17 protein-coding genes and 2 pseudogenes are annotated in these 19,420 nt (G+C 44.1%); 9 read left to right on the top strand and 10 right to left on the bottom strand.

Annotated elements, in window-relative coordinates; genetic code table 11:
- Window positions 1-22: 22 nt before the first annotated feature.
- A complete protein-coding gene (locus tag RH89_RS17280) occupies window positions 23-973 on the bottom strand; it encodes a GGDEF domain-containing response regulator (RefSeq protein ID WP_004404823.1) in 951 nt (316 codons plus the stop codon).
- 142 nt (window positions 974-1,115) lie between these two features.
- Here RH89_RS17280 and RH89_RS17275 point away from each other — a divergent pair, with 142 nt between their 5' ends.
- Together RH89_RS17275 and RH89_RS17270 are read left to right on the top strand one after the other, a co-directional pair.
- Window positions 1,116-1,553, top strand: a complete 438-nt coding sequence (locus tag RH89_RS17275) for a DUF3069 domain-containing protein (protein ID WP_004404821.1) — start codon at window positions 1,116-1,118, stop codon at window positions 1,551-1,553.
- 203 nt (window positions 1,554-1,756) lie between these two features.
- Complete coding sequence (locus RH89_RS17270) at window positions 1,757-2,764, top strand: OmpA family protein (RefSeq protein WP_004404818.1); 1,008 nt, start codon at window positions 1,757-1,759, stop codon at window positions 2,762-2,764.
- A 73-nt stretch (window positions 2,765-2,837) separates the two neighbouring features.
- Here the strand turns inward: RH89_RS17270 and RH89_RS17265 are convergent, their stop codons facing one another.
- The gene (locus RH89_RS17265; RefSeq protein ID WP_004404814.1) at window positions 2,838-4,868 is read right to left on the bottom strand and encodes a TonB-dependent siderophore receptor; all 2,031 of its coding nucleotides are present in this window, start codon (window positions 4,866-4,868) and stop codon (window positions 2,838-2,840) included.
- 121 nt (window positions 4,869-4,989) lie between these two features.
- On the opposite strand from RH89_RS17265, the gene RH89_RS17260 reads away from it, so the two are divergent.
- Window positions 4,990-5,988 carry a helix-turn-helix transcriptional regulator gene (locus tag RH89_RS17260; RefSeq protein ID WP_004404812.1) on the top strand — a complete coding sequence of 333 codons (999 nt, stop codon included), beginning with the start codon at window positions 4,990-4,992 and terminating at the stop codon, window positions 5,986-5,988.
- Here the strand turns inward: RH89_RS17260 and modC are convergent.
- From modC to RH89_RS17240, 4 genes are read right to left on the bottom strand one after another with little or no spacing between them, the layout of a single operon-like run.
- Window positions 5,975-7,072 carry a molybdenum ABC transporter ATP-binding protein ModC gene (modC, locus tag RH89_RS17255; protein WP_004404811.1) on the bottom strand — a complete coding sequence of 366 codons (1,098 nt, stop codon included), beginning with the start codon at window positions 7,070-7,072 and terminating at the stop codon, window positions 5,975-5,977. The two genes, RH89_RS17260 and modC, sit on opposite strands and share 14 nt — an antisense overlap.
- Window positions 7,069-7,773: a molybdate ABC transporter permease subunit gene (gene modB / locus RH89_RS17250; RefSeq protein ID WP_004404810.1), complete on the bottom strand. Its 705-nt coding sequence runs from the start codon at window positions 7,771-7,773 to the stop codon at window positions 7,069-7,071. The genes modC and modB overlap by 4 nt, the downstream gene beginning before the upstream one ends.
- Complete coding sequence (gene modA, locus RH89_RS17245; RefSeq protein ID WP_038146547.1) at window positions 7,773-8,531, bottom strand: molybdate ABC transporter substrate-binding protein; 759 nt, start codon at window positions 8,529-8,531, stop codon at window positions 7,773-7,775. The genes modB and modA overlap by 1 nt, the downstream gene beginning before the upstream one ends.
- Entirely contained in the window at window positions 8,513-9,988 is a 1,476-nt protein-coding gene (locus RH89_RS17240) for a cobyric acid synthase (protein WP_004404806.1), read from the bottom strand. Before RH89_RS17240 ends, modA begins: the two co-directional genes overlap by 19 nt.
- 162 nt (window positions 9,989-10,150) lie before the next feature.
- Here RH89_RS17240 and RH89_RS17235 point away from each other — a divergent pair, with 162 nt between their 5' ends.
- Both RH89_RS17235 and RH89_RS17230 read left to right on the top strand, forming a co-directional pair.
- Window positions 10,151-10,519: a YgiW/YdeI family stress tolerance OB fold protein gene (locus RH89_RS17235; protein ID WP_004404803.1), complete on the top strand. Its 369-nt coding sequence runs from the start codon at window positions 10,151-10,153 to the stop codon at window positions 10,517-10,519.
- Between the two features lie 110 nt (window positions 10,520-10,629).
- Entirely contained in the window at window positions 10,630-11,163 is a 534-nt protein-coding gene (locus RH89_RS17230; protein WP_004404802.1) for a hypothetical protein, read from the top strand.
- Window positions 11,164-11,223: 60 nt separating this feature from the next.
- Here RH89_RS17230 and RH89_RS17225 read toward each other — a convergent pair whose 3' ends face one another.
- The 4 genes and pseudogenes from RH89_RS17225 to nrdD form a co-directional block, all read right to left on the bottom strand.
- Complete coding sequence (locus RH89_RS17225) at window positions 11,224-11,790, bottom strand: ATP-dependent zinc protease family protein (protein WP_004404797.1); 567 nt, start codon at window positions 11,788-11,790, stop codon at window positions 11,224-11,226.
- Between the two features lie 13 nt (window positions 11,791-11,803).
- Window positions 11,804-12,988, bottom strand: coding sequence for an amino acid aminotransferase (locus RH89_RS17220; protein ID WP_004404781.1), 1,185 nt, complete (start codon window positions 12,986-12,988; stop codon window positions 11,804-11,806).
- Window positions 12,989-13,109: 121 nt separating this feature from the next.
- Complete coding sequence (gene nrdG, locus RH89_RS17215; protein WP_004404780.1) at window positions 13,110-13,577, bottom strand: anaerobic ribonucleoside-triphosphate reductase-activating protein; 468 nt, start codon at window positions 13,575-13,577, stop codon at window positions 13,110-13,112.
- Window positions 13,577-15,696, bottom strand: a pseudogene (nrdD, locus tag RH89_RS17210) (anaerobic ribonucleoside-triphosphate reductase). Before nrdD ends, nrdG begins: the two are co-directional and overlap by 1 nt.
- A gap of 274 nt (window positions 15,697-15,970) precedes the next feature.
- On the opposite strand from nrdD, the gene RH89_RS17205 reads away from it, so the two are divergent.
- The 4 genes and pseudogenes from RH89_RS17205 to RH89_RS17195 form a co-directional block, all read left to right on the top strand.
- Window positions 15,971-16,861 (top strand): endonuclease/exonuclease/phosphatase family protein, encoded by an 891-nt coding sequence (locus RH89_RS17205; protein WP_004404768.1) that lies wholly within the window; start codon window positions 15,971-15,973, stop codon window positions 16,859-16,861.
- Between the two features lie 109 nt (window positions 16,862-16,970).
- Window positions 16,971-18,236, top strand: coding sequence for a HAMP domain-containing protein (locus RH89_RS17200; protein WP_080564030.1), 1,266 nt, complete (start codon window positions 16,971-16,973; stop codon window positions 18,234-18,236).
- Window positions 18,237-18,405: 169 nt separating this feature from the next.
- A complete protein-coding gene (locus RH89_RS30405; RefSeq protein ID WP_341871776.1) occupies window positions 18,406-18,852 on the top strand; it encodes a sensor histidine kinase in 447 nt (148 codons plus the stop codon).
- 8 nt (window positions 18,853-18,860) lie between these two features.
- Window positions 18,861-19,420 (top strand): annotated as a pseudogene (locus RH89_RS17195) (sigma-54-dependent transcriptional regulator); the annotation flags it as partial.

Below are 19,420 nucleotides of genomic sequence, written 5' to 3'. Positions count from 1 at the left end.
CTTTGTTCGAAATCCGTGAATCTTACCCTGTCGCATATCTGTCTCGCCCCTCCGCCTTGGCTTTATAGAGTAAGACGTCTGCAGCACTGTAGACGTCTTCAACCGTCTCTCGTCCGGTAGGAATAAAGGAGTACACACCCTGTGACAATGTCACATAGTTACTTGTAGAAGACTTAGAATGCGGGATACCCAAGGAATGGATAGAGCGATGAATACGTTCAGCTTGCTTTAGCGCATCTTCTTGATCGGCATTGCTGACAATAACGATAAATTCTTCACCACCATATCGCCCTACCAATTCTCCTGAGCGTGCAAAGCATTTATCCAAGGTTGACGCTATTTGCTGTAAGCAGTTGTCTCCTTCAATATGCCCATAGTGGTCGTTGTAGGCTTTGAAATGATCGACATCCAGCAAAATGACCGTGAGTGGTAACTGATGTCGACCATGCCAAGATACCATGTCTCTCAATTCCTTATCGACATAGCGACGGTTATAAACCTGGGTAAGTCCATCTTCATTGGCTTGCTGTTGCAAATGCATATTCACTTGTTCAAGCTGCGAAGTCACCAGTTTAAGCTCTCGCCTCATTTGGGCGATCCGCTGCATCGCATTCATCTTTGCGCCTAAAACCAGTTTGTTTACAGGCTTAACCAGATAGTCATCGCCCCCTGTTTCAATGGCTTTAGCGATGGTCTCTGGCTCTTCATGGCTACTTAGGAAGATGATAGGAACCCACTCTTCAAACCGACTCCGAATCTCATGGGCAACTTCAAACCCATCCATCTCAGGCATGTTGATATCAAGTAATATGAGTTCTGGGTCAAATGAGGTATACATCTCCAAAGCTTGTTGTCCGCTTTCTACTACTTCCACAATATGACCCAACTGTTTGAGGCGAATGGCAAGTTGCATTCGCTCAAATTGAAGATCATCAACCAACAGTACCCGCATAGACGTATTCGGAGATTTCATAAACTCTTGCTGTTATAATTTCACTCGGTATGAAATGAATATAGCATGCGACGCGCAACGCCCCCTAGATATTGTCAGTAATTTGTTGACTTTTATCGCGATATTCCTAGGATGTGCCCTTTTGAAGTAACAGGAAATTTTTATGTCAAACGAAACACCAAATACTGAACAGAAAGTCGACTTGTCCGCAGTGTCTGCAGAATTACGTCAAGTTATTGAGTTTGACAATGTTCCTGAAGAAATGTACTTGATGGTGACATCTATACATGAGGTATCCGAAGAAGCAGTAAGAGAAGCTTGGGATGCCCTTCCTGCAAGTGCACAAAATGTACTAGATAACTTTGAGCAGTTTCATGCCCTGATTTCTGTAAGTCAGGCATTCGCTGGCTTAAATGTTATGGAAGAGTTTCCAACTCTGAACCTTCCAAAGGACATGACAGAGGAAGAAAAAGAAGATTATCGCGCCTCTCTTTTGGATCAAGTACTTCACAATTGCGTTAAGGACATGACCAAACAACTTAAGAAAGCACGACGAGATGCCATACTTAAACGTGACTTCAATCAGGTATTTCTTAAGTAAACACTGAAAACTTTCATAAAAAGGTCGCAATTCGCGGCCTTTTGTCTATTTTGAGCTGTAGAACAAAAGCGTCTTGATTATGAGATTGAAAATACAATTCTCATTGGGAGTTTTGCTTTCCTGAAATTGGATTCTCATAATGATGCCTGATTATAACAATCTGTACACATAATCGCATTGTATATTATAAAAAGGAATTATCTATGAAAAAGCAGTTAGTTGTTCTTACGCTACTTTCATCGTTACCGTTTACTGCCAGCTCTCAAATCTACATTGGTGGTAAAGCCGGGGCATCCTCTTTAAGCAATTCCTGTGCTGTCGACAGTAATTGTGATGATGCTAGCTCAGCGTTTGGTGCTTATGTTGGCTACCAACTATTAGACAATGTAGCCTTAGAGTTGGGTTACGATGACTACGGTAAGTTTGTTTCTAATTACCAAAATGGTGGCACTCTGGATGTTATTGATGGTTCTATGACAGCCATTACTTTCGCTCCAAAGTTCAACATACCTCTAACGGACGATCTGGATTTCTTCAGTAAACTGGGTGCAGGATACTCACAATACGAAGAAGCAAAAGACGATCTAAATCTTTTGGCTGGATTAGGATTTGAAGGAAAACTAACGGAAGCACTGCGTGCGCGTATCGAATATCAACTCATGACCGAAATAAATGCAGGTCCTGCTGACGATACAGTTGCAAGCATGTTTACACTGGGTTTGAACTACCACTTCGGCGTTAAAAGTCCAGAGCCGGTTGCTAAGGTTGAACCACGTCCGGCTCCAGAGCCGAAACCTGAGCCAGCGCCAGTTGTTGAAGAGAAGAAACCAGAGCCGCCTAAAAAGCAGACTATTACATTCCAGTCACAGCAAGACGTTAGCCTGTTCGAAACAGGTAGCAGCAAGCTAAGTGCTGCTGGTACTCGTCGTTTTGAGTCTGTTGCCACTCTGCTAACCACTTACCCTCAATCTAAAGTGGATGTAGTTGGTCACACAGATAGCCGTGGTAGCGCTAAATTCAACCAGAAACTTTCTGAGCAACGTGCTCAGGCAGTTGCTGACTACCTGATTGCTAAAGGCGTAGATCCAAGCCGTATCACTGTTAAAGGTGAAGGTGAAGCTAACCCAGTGGCATCAAACGACACAGCTGCAGGACGTGAACAAAACCGTCGTGTAGAAGTGACAATCGAAGAATTTACTGTTGAAGAGTAAATTGACCTGAATAAAAGTAACGGCTCCCATATTGGGAGCCGTTTTTTATTGCTTCTTCAGTCTCTTTCTAAAATTAGAACTGGTAAGCAACCGACAGCTTTACATTTCGTCCAGGTTCTAAATCATCCAAAGCAAACTCCGAACCATTTCTTAGTTTCGAACTGCCAGTGGTGGAAGCGTGAGAAACATAAGCGGCATCGAATAGGTTATCGATTCCAAAAGTCAGTGCTAGCCCTTCTACCTGACTAGGTGCCCATTGCGCGTAGAGCTTATGAACATTGTAAGCCTCTTTCGCTGGTTTACCTTCCAGTACATTGGATTCTTCCAATACAAAGTTAGAGTTCCAACCTACCAACAGATCCAAGTCATAAGCAGCATACTCAAAGTTTAATGAAACACTGTCACCGATATCGGTACTTCTCGCCGAGCGATCTTGTGTATTGATAGGCTCGCCAGATTCCAAAAACTTGTTGTTAGATCGTGAGTAAGACACGCGTGTTAGTAACGCATCGTATGCATAATTAACGCTTGCTTCGAAACCGGTGAACTCTGCGTCATCAACATTTTGGAATTCGTAGCTGACTGCTCTTGAAGGATCAACGTCACGCTTAAGAATGTAATCATTTACCCTTGTCTGGAACAGAGTCAGGTTTGCACCCAGTGTGTGAGCGCCAAATTCCTGGTTGAACTTAACACCACCCTGGTGGTTGTAACCTGTTTCAGGTTTCAAATCCTGAGCGAGTTTTGCTTCGTAGTTGATGAAAGTTTCAATGAGCTCTGGTGCTTTGAACAGAGTCTTAGTACTAGCAAATAGAGTGATGTTACTCGTGACATGCCAATCTACTGCTCCTGCCCAAGTAACCTTGTTGTAAGAACTATTATCGAGCTTAGTCTCGCGATCGATGTAGTCATATCTGGCGCCAATGGTCACATCAACACTCTCAACCACCTTAGTTTTGTCTTCTAGGTAGATGGCGTGAGAACTCAGACTTGCCTCATTTGTGTCACCTTTCGCATACTCGTTCTCAGTATCTTGTTTTTTATACTCATAGCCATAGACGAGAGTTTGATCGAGACCAGATAGTGTCAGGCTTGATTGACCTTTCACCTGAGCACCAGTATTCGTATTTTTACCAGTATTTTCGCCGACACGATCGGCTGGCCAGAAACCTGGAACACCGACTTCATTACGGTAAAGATCGATTTTGTTCTGATACAAAGAGGCTTCTAAAAGATGCTTTTCTGAAGTCCACTCATAGCCAAGAGTGTATGTGTGGCGAGTATAGCGAGTGTCGATCAATGCGTCTTTTGAGCGAGTTGCGTTCCCCGCAGCACCCCAGTTAGGCCGAGGGTTGTAGTCACCATGATCTTTGTAATAATCGTATGAGAACTCGATACGTTGAGTATCACTAAGATCCCAACCCGCCTTCGCTAGCAAGTTGTTCACTTTACCCTCTGCACCGAAAGTTTCGTCTCCGTTGCCATCTTTGAAGTTGTCGCGTTTGATGCCGTATAGGTAAACTAAAGCGTCTGCATTTTCACCCAGCTTGCCATAGGTTGTTAAAGATCCAGTAGCAAAAGCGTTGGAGCCATAACCACCGTAAATACGCGCACCGAAAGTTTCGTCGTAACGCAGAAGATCTTTAGCATCTTTGGTTTCAAAATAAACTGCACCACCCAGGGCTCCGCTCGTTACTGAGTTCGCACCTACCTGAATATCAGCAGATTTAATGATGTCTGGATTGAGCGTTAGATTTCCGACGTGGTGGAACATGTTTGCATTCTGTGAAGCACCATCCAGACGAATATCGAGATCCGTTTCACCCATACCACGAATGTTAATGCGCTGGTTAACGGAATGCGTACCGCCCACATCCACACCTGGGATGTCACGCAACAGGTCGGACATATGATCAGCTTGCTTTAATGCAAAATCGTCAGAGCTTAGTGCTTCAGAGCTACTGTTTACGCTTGCTCCCCATACCATAACTTCTTCAAGGTGAGATTTAGATTCCTCTGCCAAAACAGCAGAAGGAGCACAAATACCTGCTACAGCGAGGCTTAACATCGTTCTACGCACTTTTATTGAACGAAACTTGTCCATGATTTACCACATCCTAGTTCATAAATGATAATTATTCGCAGATATGGTATTTGCTGATATTATTATTGGAAAGAATAAACCCTTATCCAAAATCGCTAAAATATTATTAGGAATATACAAGATGACATCCGCTAATGATGTTTCCAAAACACCGTTACGCGAGCCAGTTGCTATCACCCAATTCGTAGATTCAGGTTCCGAAAAACAGAGCGTTATTACGTGCAATCAATCTAAGCCAGACGTGCTAGTAGAAGGACAATTTGTCAGTTACCAGTCCAAGGATGGTATAACCGTTCATGGAGGCGAAACTTTAGATCTTGCATCACGACATATTGTTGCCACCTCGCCCTCATCTGTCATTATTACCGTCCTTTTGAAAGGCAAACTGGTATTCGGCTACGATGATTTGCACTTTGAGCTTGATGCCATTAATGCGCCTCAGGCTGTTGTTACCAACCTTAAAAAGCCTGCCACATTTCATAAGCGAACGTTGAAAGGCAATTGCGTTGAGAAGATCAATATCGTGATCAAACCAGAATGGTTTAACGCAAGGCTAGAGCTGTCTTCCGACGACTCGCTCTGGGCATTTCTAAACGCTGACAAGTCGCATCAAGTCATCAATATCGATCAGAATATTTTGTCCTTGATTCAACCGATTTTAGACATGCGAAAACCACAGTCCCTAACTGAAACTTTGATGTTTGAGTCCCACGCACTCCAGGTAATGTCTTTGGTTTTTGAACAGGTAGCTTCGGGGGTTCACGCATCCAATCAGCGCGAACAACCTTTCCAGTTTAATGGGGATATCACACACCTTATTACGTATTTGGAATCCAAACTGGATGAAGATCTTACGCTTGAAACCATTGCTTCTTATGCCGCGATGAGTGTTTCTAATCTGCAGAGGCGCTTTAAACAAGAGGTGGGATACACGGTTTTGGGTTATATACGCTATAGACGATTAGCAAGAGCGAAACAGGCGTTAGATCAAGGGTACAAAACCATAACAGAAGCGGCGTATGACGCGGGTTACCAACACCCTTCAAACTTTACTAACGCCTTCAAAAAGCAGTTTGGCTACTCTCCCAGTGATAGCATGTCACTGGTCAATGCTGGATAACATCCCTTTGAGTAACACTCACCCCTTTGATTTGGGCGTAGACGGTATCTCCGACTTTTAACGAGAGATCGTCTGCAGCCCATTGGGTTATGTTGCACCAAAGTGAGCACTCTTCATTAAGTAAAAGCCGTATTGAAACGCTTTGTCTGTCAGGTGCCGGGCTCTGGGATTCGATCTCTCCTACTTCTGCTCTGATCACATTTCGAATGGACGTATCTTTAGGCTCCGTTAAGCACACTGACACATCGTTTGCCCTTACCTGAACTCGAACAGACGCCCCACATTCGGCATCAACTTTTTGCACCCACAGAAATCGATTCTCGCACAACATAAGCTGAGAAAGTGAATATTGGTCGTGATGTTGTTTTACTGTGGCATCAAACAGCGTGCTTTGCTCGGAAAAAGACTGCCACGGTCGCATGGCTTTCGAATCCCATACCGAAACCAGCGGTCCTGAGGCTTCTAACATTCCGTTATTCAGAAGAAGCATGTGATCGGCAAGCCTGATAATTTCACTCAAGCTGTGAGTGACATAGACAATAGGAATCTGAATATCCTGAGCAAGCTTTTCTAAGAATGGCATGACCTCTCGTTTTCGAGGTAAATCAAGCGAAGCCAATGGCTCATCCATAAGTAACAGTGCCGGTTTTGACAATAGCGCTCGACCTATTGCCACTCTTTGTTTTTCACCACCAGACAGCGAAAAAGGCTTTCTGTCTAGTAAGTGGTTGAGTTCAAGTAAATTACAGATTGACTGAAAATGACTAGGATCTTGTTCCTTTACGCCATAAAGAAGATTGCCTTTAACAGAATAATGAGGAAACAGGCGTGCATCTTGAAACACATAGCCTATGTTGCGCTTCTCAATAGGGGTATTTATTTGTTCCTGACTTGAATAGACAATGGCGCCATTTATAGACACTTCCCCTTCGTCAGGATTGGTCAGCCCAGCAAGAACATTGATAAGAGAAGTTTTACCCGCCCCAGAGCGACCAAACACAGCCGTAACCCCTTTTTTGGGTAATTGAGTATCTACGTTGAGTAACAAGTCTCCGAGCTGGTGCTTAATTTTAAGAACAATCATCGGTTTGCCCTGCCCGCGTTTCCGATTTTACGATTAGCGCTTCTGGTCAGCGCTTCTGAAATGAGTAGAGATCCTAAAGCGACAACAATGGATATGACGCATAAGCGGGCTGCCTCATATTCCATTCCGGGTGTTTCAATAAAACTGTACATGGCTAACGGCAGAGTTTGAGTCTCCCCTGGGATACTAGATACAAAACTGATGGTAGCGCCAAATTCTCCCAGGCTTCGGGCAAAAGCAAGCATCATCCCCGTGATGATCCCGGGCAAAATCAGAGGTAACGTGATGGTAAAGAACACTTTGATCGGTGAAGCCCCCAATGTTCTGGCTGCCAGTTCTAGTTTCCTATCTATGCTTTCTAAATTTAGCCGGATGGCTCGAACCATGAGAGGAAGTGAAACCACAGCAGACGCCAATACAGCACCTTTCCAGTTGAAACTGAAAACTATCCCGAAAGTTTCATTAAGCCAGCTTCCCACAACCCCCTGTTTACCCATGGCAACAAGTAGCAAATACCCAATGACCACCGGAGGTAAAACAAGCGGTAAATGAATACAGGCATCGACTACACTTTTGCCAAAAAAGTGTTTACGTGCCAGTAGCCACGCTATCCCCACACCAAAAGGTGTTAGCCATACAACGGCATATATAGCGACTTTTAAGCTCAGAACAAGCGCTTCTAATTCAAAATCTGTCAGCATTAGTGTGATATCAAGAAACCGTATTTAGTCAGTATGGCTTTACCTTCATCTGAAAGTAAGTAACTTTGAAACAATCTAGCATCGTTCGAATCGGATACGTTGACCAACGGATAGGTAATGTTGCGATGAAGTTGATTATCGAAAGCTATCAATTTAGTGACAGCGTCACTCTGGAGGGCATCCGTCTGGTATACAATCGCCAAAGGCACTTCGCCTCTTTCTGCCAACGCCAACGCAACTCTCACGTTATTCGTTTGCGCAAGCCTGTTTTTCACTTCATCCCAGACATTCAGTGACTGAAGTGCTTCTTTAGCGTATATCCCAGCAGGAACGGCATTGGGATTGCCGATGGCAATACGGTCACTTTTAAGCACGGATTGCCACCACTTTTTTGAATCCAACTCTGCTGTTTCTATATTGCTATTCGCAGGTGAAACTAGCACAAGTCGATTTTCAGCAAAGTCTGACTTTCTGTCTTTTGCTAGCGCTAGCTTATTCATCACGTAATCTGCCCATTTGGTATTGGCAGACAAATAAAGATCAGCAGGAGCGCCCTGAACAATCTGGCGCGCTAAAGAAGAAGAACTTGAGAACACAGGTTTGATACTAAGACCCGTTTGTTCTTCATAGTTCTTTGCTAATTCGTTGATGACATTTGTCATAGACGAAGCAGCTAATATTCTGACTTCTGCATTAACCGCTCCAGCTGTTAAACAAACAATAAGAGCGAGTAATAACCTTAAACGTGTTTTGACCAATCTTTGCCCCAAAGCTTTTCTAAATCCATGTGATCTTCAATAGCGTCCGCAATGCGGTCTATCGCTTGCTCTTTGAGCAATTCAAAATCAACAGGTGTTACTTCTTTACAACCCGCCCAATCCAAAATCAGTTGCATCGCTTCAGATTCTTCAAATATACCGTGCAGGTAGCTGCAAAATATCTGATCACACTTACTGATAACACCATCACTTTTGTTATTGTCTAGAGTAATTGGCTGAGATTCGTTGACTTGAGTCACGCCGGCATGAATCTCATAACCAGACACAGAAACCGCCTTGTCATTCAGGCTAAGTTGCCCATTTACGTTTTTAAGCTGTTTTTCGGGAAGCAATGTAGTCTCAGAGTCAATTAACCCCAACCCCGCACTGCTCCCTGTTTTACCTTCTATACCCTCTGGATCAGACAGTGTTTTACCCAACATTTGATAACCGCCGCAAATGCCTATCACCTTTCCTCCCAAACGAATATGTCTGAGTATTTCTTTTTCCCAGCCCTGAGAGCGTAAATACGCAAGATCTTGGCGCACCGATTTCGTTCCGGGCAAAATGATGAGATCGGCTCCCTGAAGTGACTCGCCTTTTCCTACGTATTCAAAATCAATATCTGGATTGAGTCGAAGTGGATCAAAATCGGTGTGATTGCTGATTCTGGTAAGAACAGGGACTTTTACTTTAAACAATTGCTGATCTGAGCCTTTCACCTGTTCTGCGGTAATTGCATCTTCTGCTTCGAGATTCAGTCCATGTAGGTAAGGTAAAACCCCCAATACAGGTTTGCCTGTTTTTTCTTCTAACCAGTCCAAACCGGATTCTAAAAGCTTTATATCACCGCGAAAACGGTTGATGACAAACCCAGCGACTCTGTCCTGCTCTGATTGAGAGAGTAAAGCAAGCGTGCCATACAAATGAGCAAAAACGCCACCACGGTCAATATCTGCAACAATGATGACAGGAACATTGGCTTTTTCTGCAAAACCCATGTTCGCAATATCATTAGCACGAAGATTAATTTCAGCCGGGCTCCCAGCGCCTTCAATAACTACTGACTGAAATTCCTGTCGCAATCGACCAAAAGAGTCCATGACACTTTCCATGGCAACTTTTTTGTAGTCATGGTAGCCCTTTGCTTCCATGTTGGTGATCGCCTTCCCTTGCAAAATCACCTGAGCACCAGTATCAGAATTCGGTTTGAGTAAAACCGGATTCATGTGAACAGTCGGTTCAACACGACATGCCAGTGCCTGAACAGCCTGCGCTCTGCCGATTTCTCCCCCATCTTTAGTCACCGCACTGTTTAACGCCATGTTTTGTGGCTTAAAAGGGGCAACTTTTATCCCTTTTCTTGTAAGCACGCGGCATAAGCCTGCCACCAGTACCGATTTGCCGGCATCAGATGTGGTGCCTTGAACCATTAAGGCTTCAACTGCTGGGATCATAATCGCTTCATTTTATTGTTAATTTTGAATTGGCTAATAGTAGCTTCATTACCTCAGAAGCCCAACCTAAAATGAATTCAACATGAATCCTACGCTCACGGTTGGTTAAAACAAACACTGCTTTAATTAACCTCGAACTCAATAGGAAAAAAGGATTCCAAGATGAAAAACACTGTATTAGCCATTGCTGCCACTATCATTGCTTTCCCGACCATTGCTTTGGCGGGCGACAAAGACAGAGAAGATGCTTACTTAAACTACAATGGCCCCGTTGATCTCACGCCCGTATCGCAAATGCTAGAAGACACTAGCTGGATGACCGAAATGGATGTGGTGACTGAAGGTCATATCGTTAAGCAAATCAGTAAAGACACCTTTATTTTCACCGACGGACAAGCCGAAATTCAGATAGAGCTGGATGACATTACATTGACACAACCGCTGAATGCGGAGTCAAAAATCCGTCTTTACGGAGAATACGAAGGTGGCTCAACACCAGAAATTGAAGTTGATCATCTACAAATTCTCTAAGATCTTATTGAAATCTCATCCGTTTTGAATAATTGGTCTGCTTTTTGCAGACCTTTTTGTATACCTGTATTACGGCACTTCGCCAAAGCACTAAAATGGATGGATTACATATGTTTGGACGCAAACACCGCCTAGCACTTTTACTTACTGCACTAACCCCTGCGGCTGCTCTAGCAAACAACTTTAATTACTCTTCAGTAGAGTTTCGCGTGGGTGCTAGCCCAACATCATACGGTGTTGAAGGTAATCTAACCTTTACTGAAAATACACATTTTATTGGTCGTCTAGATTCCCGATTTGAAGGCGACTACGACATTGCCGTTGGCGTAGGTTTCAATGGTCCTGCTACAGGTTTTGCCGATATCTTCGGTCAGATGCTACTTCACAACATCAAAACCAGTGACGACAAGTTTGTTGGTAACCAGTTTGTTCCAGAGCTAAACATCGGTGCCAGAATCTGGGTACTGGATAACATCGAAGCAAACGTTAAAGTCGGACAGTTGGTATACAGTGATACTACCGAGCTAACATACAGCTTTGGCGGACGATTCCATTCCACCGACCAATTATCCATTGGTGCCAATATTGCCGATAACGGTGTCTATGGCTCCCAACTTATCATGGGCGCGAGATTCATGTTCTAGGGTCTGTTGACCTTAAGTACAGGTCAAATAGAAAGCCTTCATTTTGAAGGCTTTCTTTGTTTAGTTTAATTTCTTTTGTACATACTGTTTGCTGACATCTACAACCGCAACGTCTCGGAAGAAACTTCTTCCCAACAACACTGGGAACGTCAGGTGGGAACGATCTGCAAGTGTAAATTCCGTGGAGGTTTTTAAATCTCCAATCTGGATTTCACCCTCAACCACCGCTCTCCTTTGGTAACCTTCTTTGCTGGACTGTTTAATCCGCACCCATCTTTGAACAGGCAAAGTCAAAAGCTGACTTTTGGTTCCGTCATGGGCAATTCGAAAACGAACGTAGTCTTGCCCACCACTTTTAAACTTATCGATATCTACAGCACTGATGGATGAAGTCGTTGCACCGGTATCGACTCGAGCCTTAAAGCTCTCATCCAATCCTGAAATGTAAACCCATTCTTTTTCGCCAAGGATCAGCTTTCCATCCTGTGTTTTTAGCATACCTGCTACCTTCTCTTCCGAAACCTTGGCATCATCTACAACCTGAGGGACTCCACCCTGCTGAATGTTGATACACGCACTAAGGACTCCAGTTATTGCAAGAAAAATGATAGGTCTGCTCGACTTCATCTCCACCCTCTTATCAGTCTGCTACAGTAAATATCGCATTCGCAACGTAAGGGATGTCTTTTTCAGTTAAACCAGCGATATTGATTCGCCCGTCGCCGACACCATAGATCCCATATTCTTCTCGTAAGCGAAGCATTTGCTCGGAAGAAAAGCCTAACACAGTGAACATGCCCTTGTGTGACTGGATAAAGTCAAAATGGTCAGAGTTATGTGTATTTTTTAGCTCCGCGCATAAGCCCGAACGCAAGGAAACAAGACGGTGCTGCATTTGCTGCAACTCGTCACGCCAAATCTGGCGTAAGTTGTCATCACTCAATACCGTTTTGACCAGTGCCGCACCATGATCAGGCGGCATGGTATAGGTTGCGCGTGCCAGTTGAAGAAGCTTGCCTTTAGCATTCCCGGATTCCTTTGCATTCTTGCCGACTACGATTGCTGCACCTGTACGTTCACGATATAAGCCGAAATTCTTTGAACAAGAGGTAGTGATCAGCATTTCTTCAACGCTGTTTGCCATAAACTGAAGACCTTTTGCGTCTTCCTCTAATCCATCACCAAAACCTTGATACGCGATGTCTACGAACGGAGTAAAACCTTGTTTTACTGCCATGTCGGTTATCGCTTTCCATACATCAAAATCGATGTCCGCTCCGGTTGGATTATGGCAACAACCGTGAAGCAGAACCACATCTTCTTTGCCTGCTTTTGAAATATCTTCCAGCATGCCCTGAACATCAACTTGCTTGGTAGATGGGCTAAAGTAGCGGTAGTGTTTTACTTTCAGACCCGCCGCTTCCATAACAGGTTGGTGATTCACGTAACTCGGATTACTTAGCCATACCGTAGTGCCCGGCTGAGCAACTTTAAGGAGATCACCAAGCATTCTAAGTGCACCGCTTGCTCCAGGAGTCTGGATAGCAGACACTCGGTCATACGCTGATGTGCCTTTCAACAGTAAATCAACCATGCATTGGTTGAACTCTTCGCAGCCCGCAAGACCAACATAGGCTTTTGTTGTCTGTGTTGATGTTACTTTTTCCTGCGCCAGAGAGATTGCTTTCATAATTGGCGTTGCCCCTTCGCTATTGCGATAGACACCAATGCCCAGATCCACTTTTTCATTGCGGGGATCGTTTCTATAAGCGACAGAAAGCGAAAGAATCGGATCCTGTTTAGGCTCCGGAAGATGAGATAACATGAAATTCACAACCCTTTGAAAGTCAACAGTGGTAAGCACGTTAACACTGTTACAAACAAAAAATCGAAAGGAAATTGTGTTTGGTTTGAGCAAGTTAAAGCCAGACGCTGAACATCAGGTTTTACACTTTCATGTAGTGAATGATTTGGTTAGAACTTCCTCGCCATTCCAGCCTTGGATCGGCAAGCGACTGTTCGAATTTCCCATCAATTAATACGTCTACAAAATCAACCACTTCTTTTTGAAGCACATCAAGTTCAGACAGAAGATACCCTGTCCACATCCAAATGTCTTTGGACGGGCATTCTTCTTTTACACGCTTCGCCAAACGTAAAACATCAGGTACATTTTTGGGATGAAGCGGGTCACCTCCCGACAAAGATAACCCTCTTCTTGGAATACGAGTGTCACACAGATCCTCAATGATTTTGTCTTCCAGTTCTTGTGTGAATGGATGACCAGAACAGAGAGACCAGGTGGATTTGTTGTAACAACCGCGACACTGGTGCACACAGCCGGACACAAACAGTGTACAGCGTGTGCCCGGCCCGTTTACCACATCAATGGGGTGATATTGGTGGTAGTTCATTAAAGATGTTTGACCCTGCGCTTCACTTCCTCTTGTTTGCCGAAGTTAAATGGTCTTGCATCAGGGCTTCCCAAATACCCACAAACGCGACGTGTCACTGACACGCGAGTGGAATCATGGTTACCACAACTTGGACAGGTGAAACCTTTGCTAGTGCACTCAAATTCACCGGTAAAACTGCAATCGTAGCATTCATCAATTGGCGTATTCGTACCGTAGTATGGAACGCGAGTGTAGCTGTAGTCCCAAACGTTTTCTAACGCTTCGATGTTTCGCTGCATATTCGGGAATTCACCATAGCAGATAAAGCCACCACTTGAGATTTCAGGGTAAGGCATCTCGAAATCGATCTTGTCGTACGGGTTAACCTTCTTCTGAACGTCCAGATGGAAACTGTTGGTGTAATACCCTTTGTCGGTAACGCCATTGATCACACCGTATTCTTTGGTATCGATACGACAAAAACGGCTGCACAGATTTTCGCTTGGCGTTCCATATAAGCTAAAGCCATACCCCGTTTCATCAGTCCAGGCTTGGACGCGCTTCTTCATGAATTTAACAACTTCGATTCCCTTGTTTCTTAGAGTATCGCTGTCGTACATGTGTTCATTTTCGCCATATAGCGCGACCATGGTTTCATGGATACCGATGTAACCAAGAGAAATGGATGCTCTTCCATTTTTGAAGATAGATGCGATGCTTTCATCAGCTTGTAAACGCACACCGCAAGCTCCTTCCATGTATAGGATTGGCGCAACACGAGCTTTCACGGACTCAAGTCTCGAAATGCGAGTCTCAAGTGCACGTCGTGCAAGTGTCAGCTTGTCCTCCAGTAGTTCGTAGAAACGCTTTTCACAACCTTCTGCCTGTAGCGCTATGCGAGGTAGATTTAGACTGACAACACCGATATTGTTTCGTCCTTCGTGAATAAGCTCCCCATTTTCTTCATAAGTGTTTAAGAAACTGCGGCAACCCATTGGGGTTTTAAACGAACCTGTAACTTCGACAACTTTGTCGTAGTTCAGAATATCCGGGTACATTCTCTTTGAAGCGCATTCAAGAGCGAGGTTTTTAATGTCGTAGTTCGGATCGGACTTTTTATGGTTCAACCCATCTTTAATCGCAAATACCAATTTAGGAAAAACCGCTGTTTTACGATTTTTGCCCAAACCAGCAATACGGTTTTTGAGGATAGACTGCTGGATCAGTTTGGATGCCCAGCTTGTCCCAAGACCAAAACCAAAAGTGACAAAAGGAGTCTGACCGTTCGCAGTGTGGAGCGTATTCACTTCGTATTCGAGCGACTGGAACGCATCGAAACATTCTTTTTCGGTTCGAGCTTTGGCAAAAGCTTCAGGGTTATGGATGTCCCACTCTTTCGCAATGTCTAAGTGTTTTTCAAAACTTGACAGTACATAAGGTTCAAGCACTTCATCAATGCGGTTAATGGTGGTGCCGCCATAAATGTGGCTCGCTACCTGAGCAATGATCTGCGCTGTTACTGCTGTTGCGGTAGAAATTGATTTAGGTGTATCAATCTCAGCATTACCCATCTTAAACCCATGGGTCAACATGCCTTTTAAGTCAATCAGCATGCAGTTAAACATGGGAAAAACGGCGCATAATCGAGATCGTGATAATGAATATCCCCTGCTTCGTGAGCCTGAACAATATCGCGTGGAAGAATGTGTGTTTTGGCATAGTGTTTTGCCACAATGCCAGCCAAAAGGTCACGCTGAGTTGGAATCACTTTGCCATCTTTATTCGCATTTTCATTGAGCAAGTCGGCGTTACTTTGCTCGATGAGTCCTTCGATTTCCTTGTTTAAAGCACTCGATTTTTCACGCGCAATGTCGCGATCATGACGATATTCAATATAAGAACGCGCAAGCCCTTTGTATGGACCCTGCATCAGTTCATTTTCAACCAGAGTCTGAATGTCCTGAATGTAAATTTCGTCTCGTTCTTCTAGCGAATTGTATACCGCACTGGCAACTTGCTGGGCATAACGGCTTAAGGCTTCATCAACGGTATGTGAAGCACTTTCAACAGCGGCAACGATTCTTTCCTTATCAAAAGGCGCTTTCGCACCATCCCTTTTAATGACAACTGTATTCACCGTATCCCCTTGTATTCGAGTAGTTCAAAAAACACACTATATGCACAACATGAACGCATACAGACACAATATGTTGTGGCGTATTAAAAGGGATGCCCTATTCGACTGTTTTGATCCAAATCAACAAACGATGTCTACAGTGCAAGATCAAATCGATCTTAGTGGCGAAGATCGCACATTTGAATTCTTTATTAAATTCGAACCAAACGTCATACTTTATCTATTAAAATTTCGTTATTATCTTTGAAAAATACCAATAACAATCGAGTCTATTTTGAAACGCTTTTTACTCTTTTTGCTTACCGCCATTCACTACCCAGCTTTAGCAACTGAACTTACTTTATCTACCTGGAATATCGAGTGGCTGACAACCAATCCAAGTAAGCGAATTGAACCAAGCCTTCGTAAAGATCGCGATTTTGTTGCATTAAGAGATGTTTTTTCCAGAATATCGGAACAACCGATGCACATTTTTTCTTTTCAGGAAGTAGACAGTGAAGAAGCGTTAATGAGGGTAACAGGAACTGGGTACCAATATTATTTCTCAGACAGGGCGAGAAAAAAGCATCAGGATCTTCAATTTGAAGACATCAACCAATACACAGGGTTTGCAGTATCAGAAGGTATCGAGGTTAGTGACCCTGACGATTTAAATCTCCTTCCCGGTCAGTTCAACAAGCTTAGATTTGCTACCTACATAGTGGCAAAGCCAAAAGCAGAAAAACCAATACACTTACTTTCAATTCACCTTAAATCTGGTTGTTTTGCCGCCAAAAGAAAAACCGATGCCTGCCGAGTATTGGCAAAACAGGGAAACAGTATCAACGCATGGATAACGGAAAGGCTGACCAACAATCAGTCGTTCGTCATCATCGGCGACTTTAATCACAATCTCGCCTACCCAAACGACTGGCTGTGGAAGATACTGTCTAAAGGAACTAAGGGGCAAGTCGTGTTGAACAGTAAAAACACATCAGCGGAATGCAGAGTGCGCTCCCGAACCAACCCAACCAAAACCCACCAATACCGAAACCTAATCGACCACGTGGTTTCCAGCTCAGATCTGAATTTAAGTCAGTCAAAGCAAATCACGTTCAGTAAAAAAGAAGCGTTAAGCTATCGTTTGAGTGATCATTGCCCTCTTACTTCAACCCTGAGCTTTTAAAGGTTTGGTGACCCAGCGCCGAATTTCATTAACAAAACCGTAACTTCGCTAGAATAAAAGAGCTAAAGTTGGTCATATAGAGCTCTGTTCGCTTAAGCAAGTTGCCGTTATGAAAATTCGATGGAAAGGTATGGGGTTGCGCCTTGCGTTGGCAATGGCGATGTTGTCTCTGACTACTCTCATCGTGTCAGCACTCTCCTCCTATACGTTTTCGGACATTAATACCCGGCTGGAACATCTGAATAACACCGACCTAAAAGCACTCGACTACGCAGCAAAACTCAATGATAAAGTCCGTCTGATTATTTCCACGGCACCTCTGCTCGGAACCGCAGACTCCAATGTCGCTCGTAATCGAGCTATGGACGACATCAACCAGGCCATTGGAGAAATGAATCAAGTCATGGTTCAGTTTCCCGACTATCATGCCTACTTCAAAGACGTCATTACTCAAATCGGAAATAGCCTGAGCCTGCTGTTCCAAAGTGAAGCTCAGTCTGAGCAATTGTCCTCTCAACTCAATTTTCTGCTTGAAGGGCTTTTCCCATTGTTAGAACTCGCTGGTGAATCGCTGGACGAACTTTCATCTCAGGATAAGGCATCCATAGATTACGCCACCTTCCGCTCGCTTCTCTATTATCAGTCTGGTCTGGCTGAGAAGTTGTACAACGATAACAGCTTCAATGAACTGGATGACACTATTCAGAGGCTAGAATCAATTGGTGACCAGTGGTGGGAAATATGGAAAAGCAGCCCCATCTCACTACAAAACCCGACTCTGGATGATCAACTTACCGTGATCCACAACCTTACGTCTCGAGGTGGGCGTTTGTTTGCTCTAAAAGACGAAATTATTGACAGGCAATATCAGCAGCAGTTCTTTCTTGAGAACAGTAACACTCACCTTCATCAGTTAGCCGTCCAAATTGAACGCTACACAAACACAGTCAATTCGGATATCGACCGCTCTTTGAATACGGCTCGGCACTCTCTGGCAGCCAATCAACGAATCGCTTTGTTTTTCTCTCTTATCAGCGTAGCGGTTGCCATTGCCGTCTCATGGTTTTATGTTCAGCGGAACATTCTGCAACGCATAAGACAGCTTCAAATGAATATGAAAGCAATTTCGAGCGGGCATCTGCTCACTCCGGTTGCCATTTCAGGGGGCGATGAAGTAACGGAAATGGCCAAAGATCTTCAATTCTTCCAGCAAACCGCCATCGAAGTAGAAAAAAACCAACAAGCGATTGGAACAGGAAGTCATCGAAAGAACGAACGCGGAAAGAAAGCTCAGGTCAACGCAAGACGAGCTTATTCAGGCTGGAAAATTAGCCGCCCTTGGAGAGCTCAGTGTTGGTATTACTCACGAAATTAATCAACCTCTGACCGCAGCCACCAGCCATGTAAGAAGCGCCAAACTGTGGCTCGGTAAAAATTCCCCTGAAAAAGCCATCAATAACTTAGAAAAAATTCATGTGCTTTTAGCAAAAACGGCATCAATCACCAAACACCTCAGAGCATTTGCCAGAAAAAGTGACGGGCATATGGAAAAGGTCGAGCTAAAGCGCACCATTTCTGATGCCATACAGTTACTTGAAAGCCGGACACCTTCCAACATCATTAAGGTGAAGGATTTACCTGACGTAATGGTCAGTGCCAATGCGATTCGTCTGGAGCAAGTTTTTGTCAATATTCTCGGGAACGCATTAGATGCCATTTCTACCACACCCGAACCTGATATATCGATTTCCGGCTCACTTTCAGAAAATGGCGAAGTTGTCGTTTCCGTCAGAGACAATGGCAGCGGTATTAAAGAGAGCGAGATCCCCCATATCTTCGATCCTTTTTATACCAACAAAGAAACTGGGGATGGCTTGGGATTGGGGCTTTCTATCGCGTACAACATAATTAAAGACTTTGGAGGATCGATTTCTGCCGATTCCAACCAAACAACTGGAACCACTTTTACTTTAACTCTACGACACCAATAACGATTACAATGAAGCACGCTATCTTACTTATTGACGACGAACATGACGTTGTCGACGCTGTCAGCGAAATGCTGGAACTTGAAGGGTTTGACGTTGATTCTTATACCGACCCGGAACTGGGATTAAAACAACTCAAACCAGAAAGCAATTGTGCAGTTTTATGTGATGTAAAAATGCCGACACTTGATGGGCTGAGTCTGCTCGCCGCTATTCAGAACCGAGCACCTGGCGTTCCTGTGATTCTGATGAGTGGTCATGGCGACATTCCTATGGCGATTGAAGCCATGAAAAATGGCGCTTATGATTTTCTTGAAAAGCCTCTTGAGCCTGAAACACTGACTGAAAAGTTACTCATGGCATGTCAGTCTCGTCAGTTACAACTAGAGAAACACCCCCTTCATCTTCAACTCATATCGAGGACGTAATAATCGGTGACTCCAACAAAATGGAGTTGATCCGTTCTCAGGTTCTCGCACTGGCTAAATCCAATGTCGACACCATCATCAACGGTCAGACAGGAACAGGAAAAGAAGTCATCGCCAGAGCGCTTCACCTTTTCAGTAAAAGG

It is taken from the genome of Vibrio nigripulchritudo ATCC 27043, assembly GCF_000222685.1.
Taxonomy (GTDB): Bacteria; Pseudomonadota; Gammaproteobacteria; order Enterobacterales; family Vibrionaceae; genus Vibrio; species Vibrio nigripulchritudo.
This window is presented reverse-complemented; position numbering and strand designations above follow the sequence as displayed.

Coding starts and splice junctions, on each gene's coding strand:
- RH89_RS17280 (WP_004404823.1), bottom strand. CDS start 973: ATGAAATCTCCGAATACGTCTATGCGGGTACTGTTGGTTGATGATCTT.
- RH89_RS17275 (WP_004404821.1), top strand. CDS start 1,116: ATGTCAAACGAAACACCAAATACTGAACAGAAAGTCGACTTGTCCGCA.
- RH89_RS17270 (WP_004404818.1), top strand. CDS start 1,757: ATGAAAAAGCAGTTAGTTGTTCTTACGCTACTTTCATCGTTACCGTTT.
- RH89_RS17265 (WP_004404814.1), bottom strand. CDS start 4,868: ATGGACAAGTTTCGTTCAATAAAAGTGCGTAGAACGATGTTAAGCCTC.
- RH89_RS17260 (WP_004404812.1), top strand. CDS start 4,990: ATGACATCCGCTAATGATGTTTCCAAAACACCGTTACGCGAGCCAGTT.
- modC (WP_004404811.1), bottom strand. CDS start 7,072: ATGATTGTTCTTAAAATTAAGCACCAGCTCGGAGACTTGTTACTCAAC.
- modB (WP_004404810.1), bottom strand. CDS start 7,773: ATGCTGACAGATTTTGAATTAGAAGCGCTTGTTCTGAGCTTAAAAGTC.
- RH89_RS17240 (WP_004404806.1), bottom strand. CDS start 9,988: ATGATCCCAGCAGTTGAAGCCTTAATGGTTCAAGGCACCACATCTGAT.
- RH89_RS17235 (WP_004404803.1), top strand. CDS start 10,151: ATGAAAAACACTGTATTAGCCATTGCTGCCACTATCATTGCTTTCCCG.
- RH89_RS17230 (WP_004404802.1), top strand. CDS start 10,630: ATGTTTGGACGCAAACACCGCCTAGCACTTTTACTTACTGCACTAACC.
- RH89_RS17225 (WP_004404797.1), bottom strand. CDS start 11,790: ATGAAGTCGAGCAGACCTATCATTTTTCTTGCAATAACTGGAGTCCTT.
- RH89_RS17220 (WP_004404781.1), bottom strand. CDS start 12,988: ATGTTATCTCATCTTCCGGAGCCTAAACAGGATCCGATTCTTTCGCTT.
- nrdG (WP_004404780.1), bottom strand. CDS start 13,577: ATGAACTACCACCAATATCACCCCATTGATGTGGTAAACGGGCCGGGC.
- RH89_RS17200 (WP_080564030.1), top strand. CDS start 16,971: ATGAAAATTCGATGGAAAGGTATGGGGTTGCGCCTTGCGTTGGCAATG.
- RH89_RS30405 (WP_341871776.1), top strand. CDS start 18,406: ATGGAAAAGGTCGAGCTAAAGCGCACCATTTCTGATGCCATACAGTTA.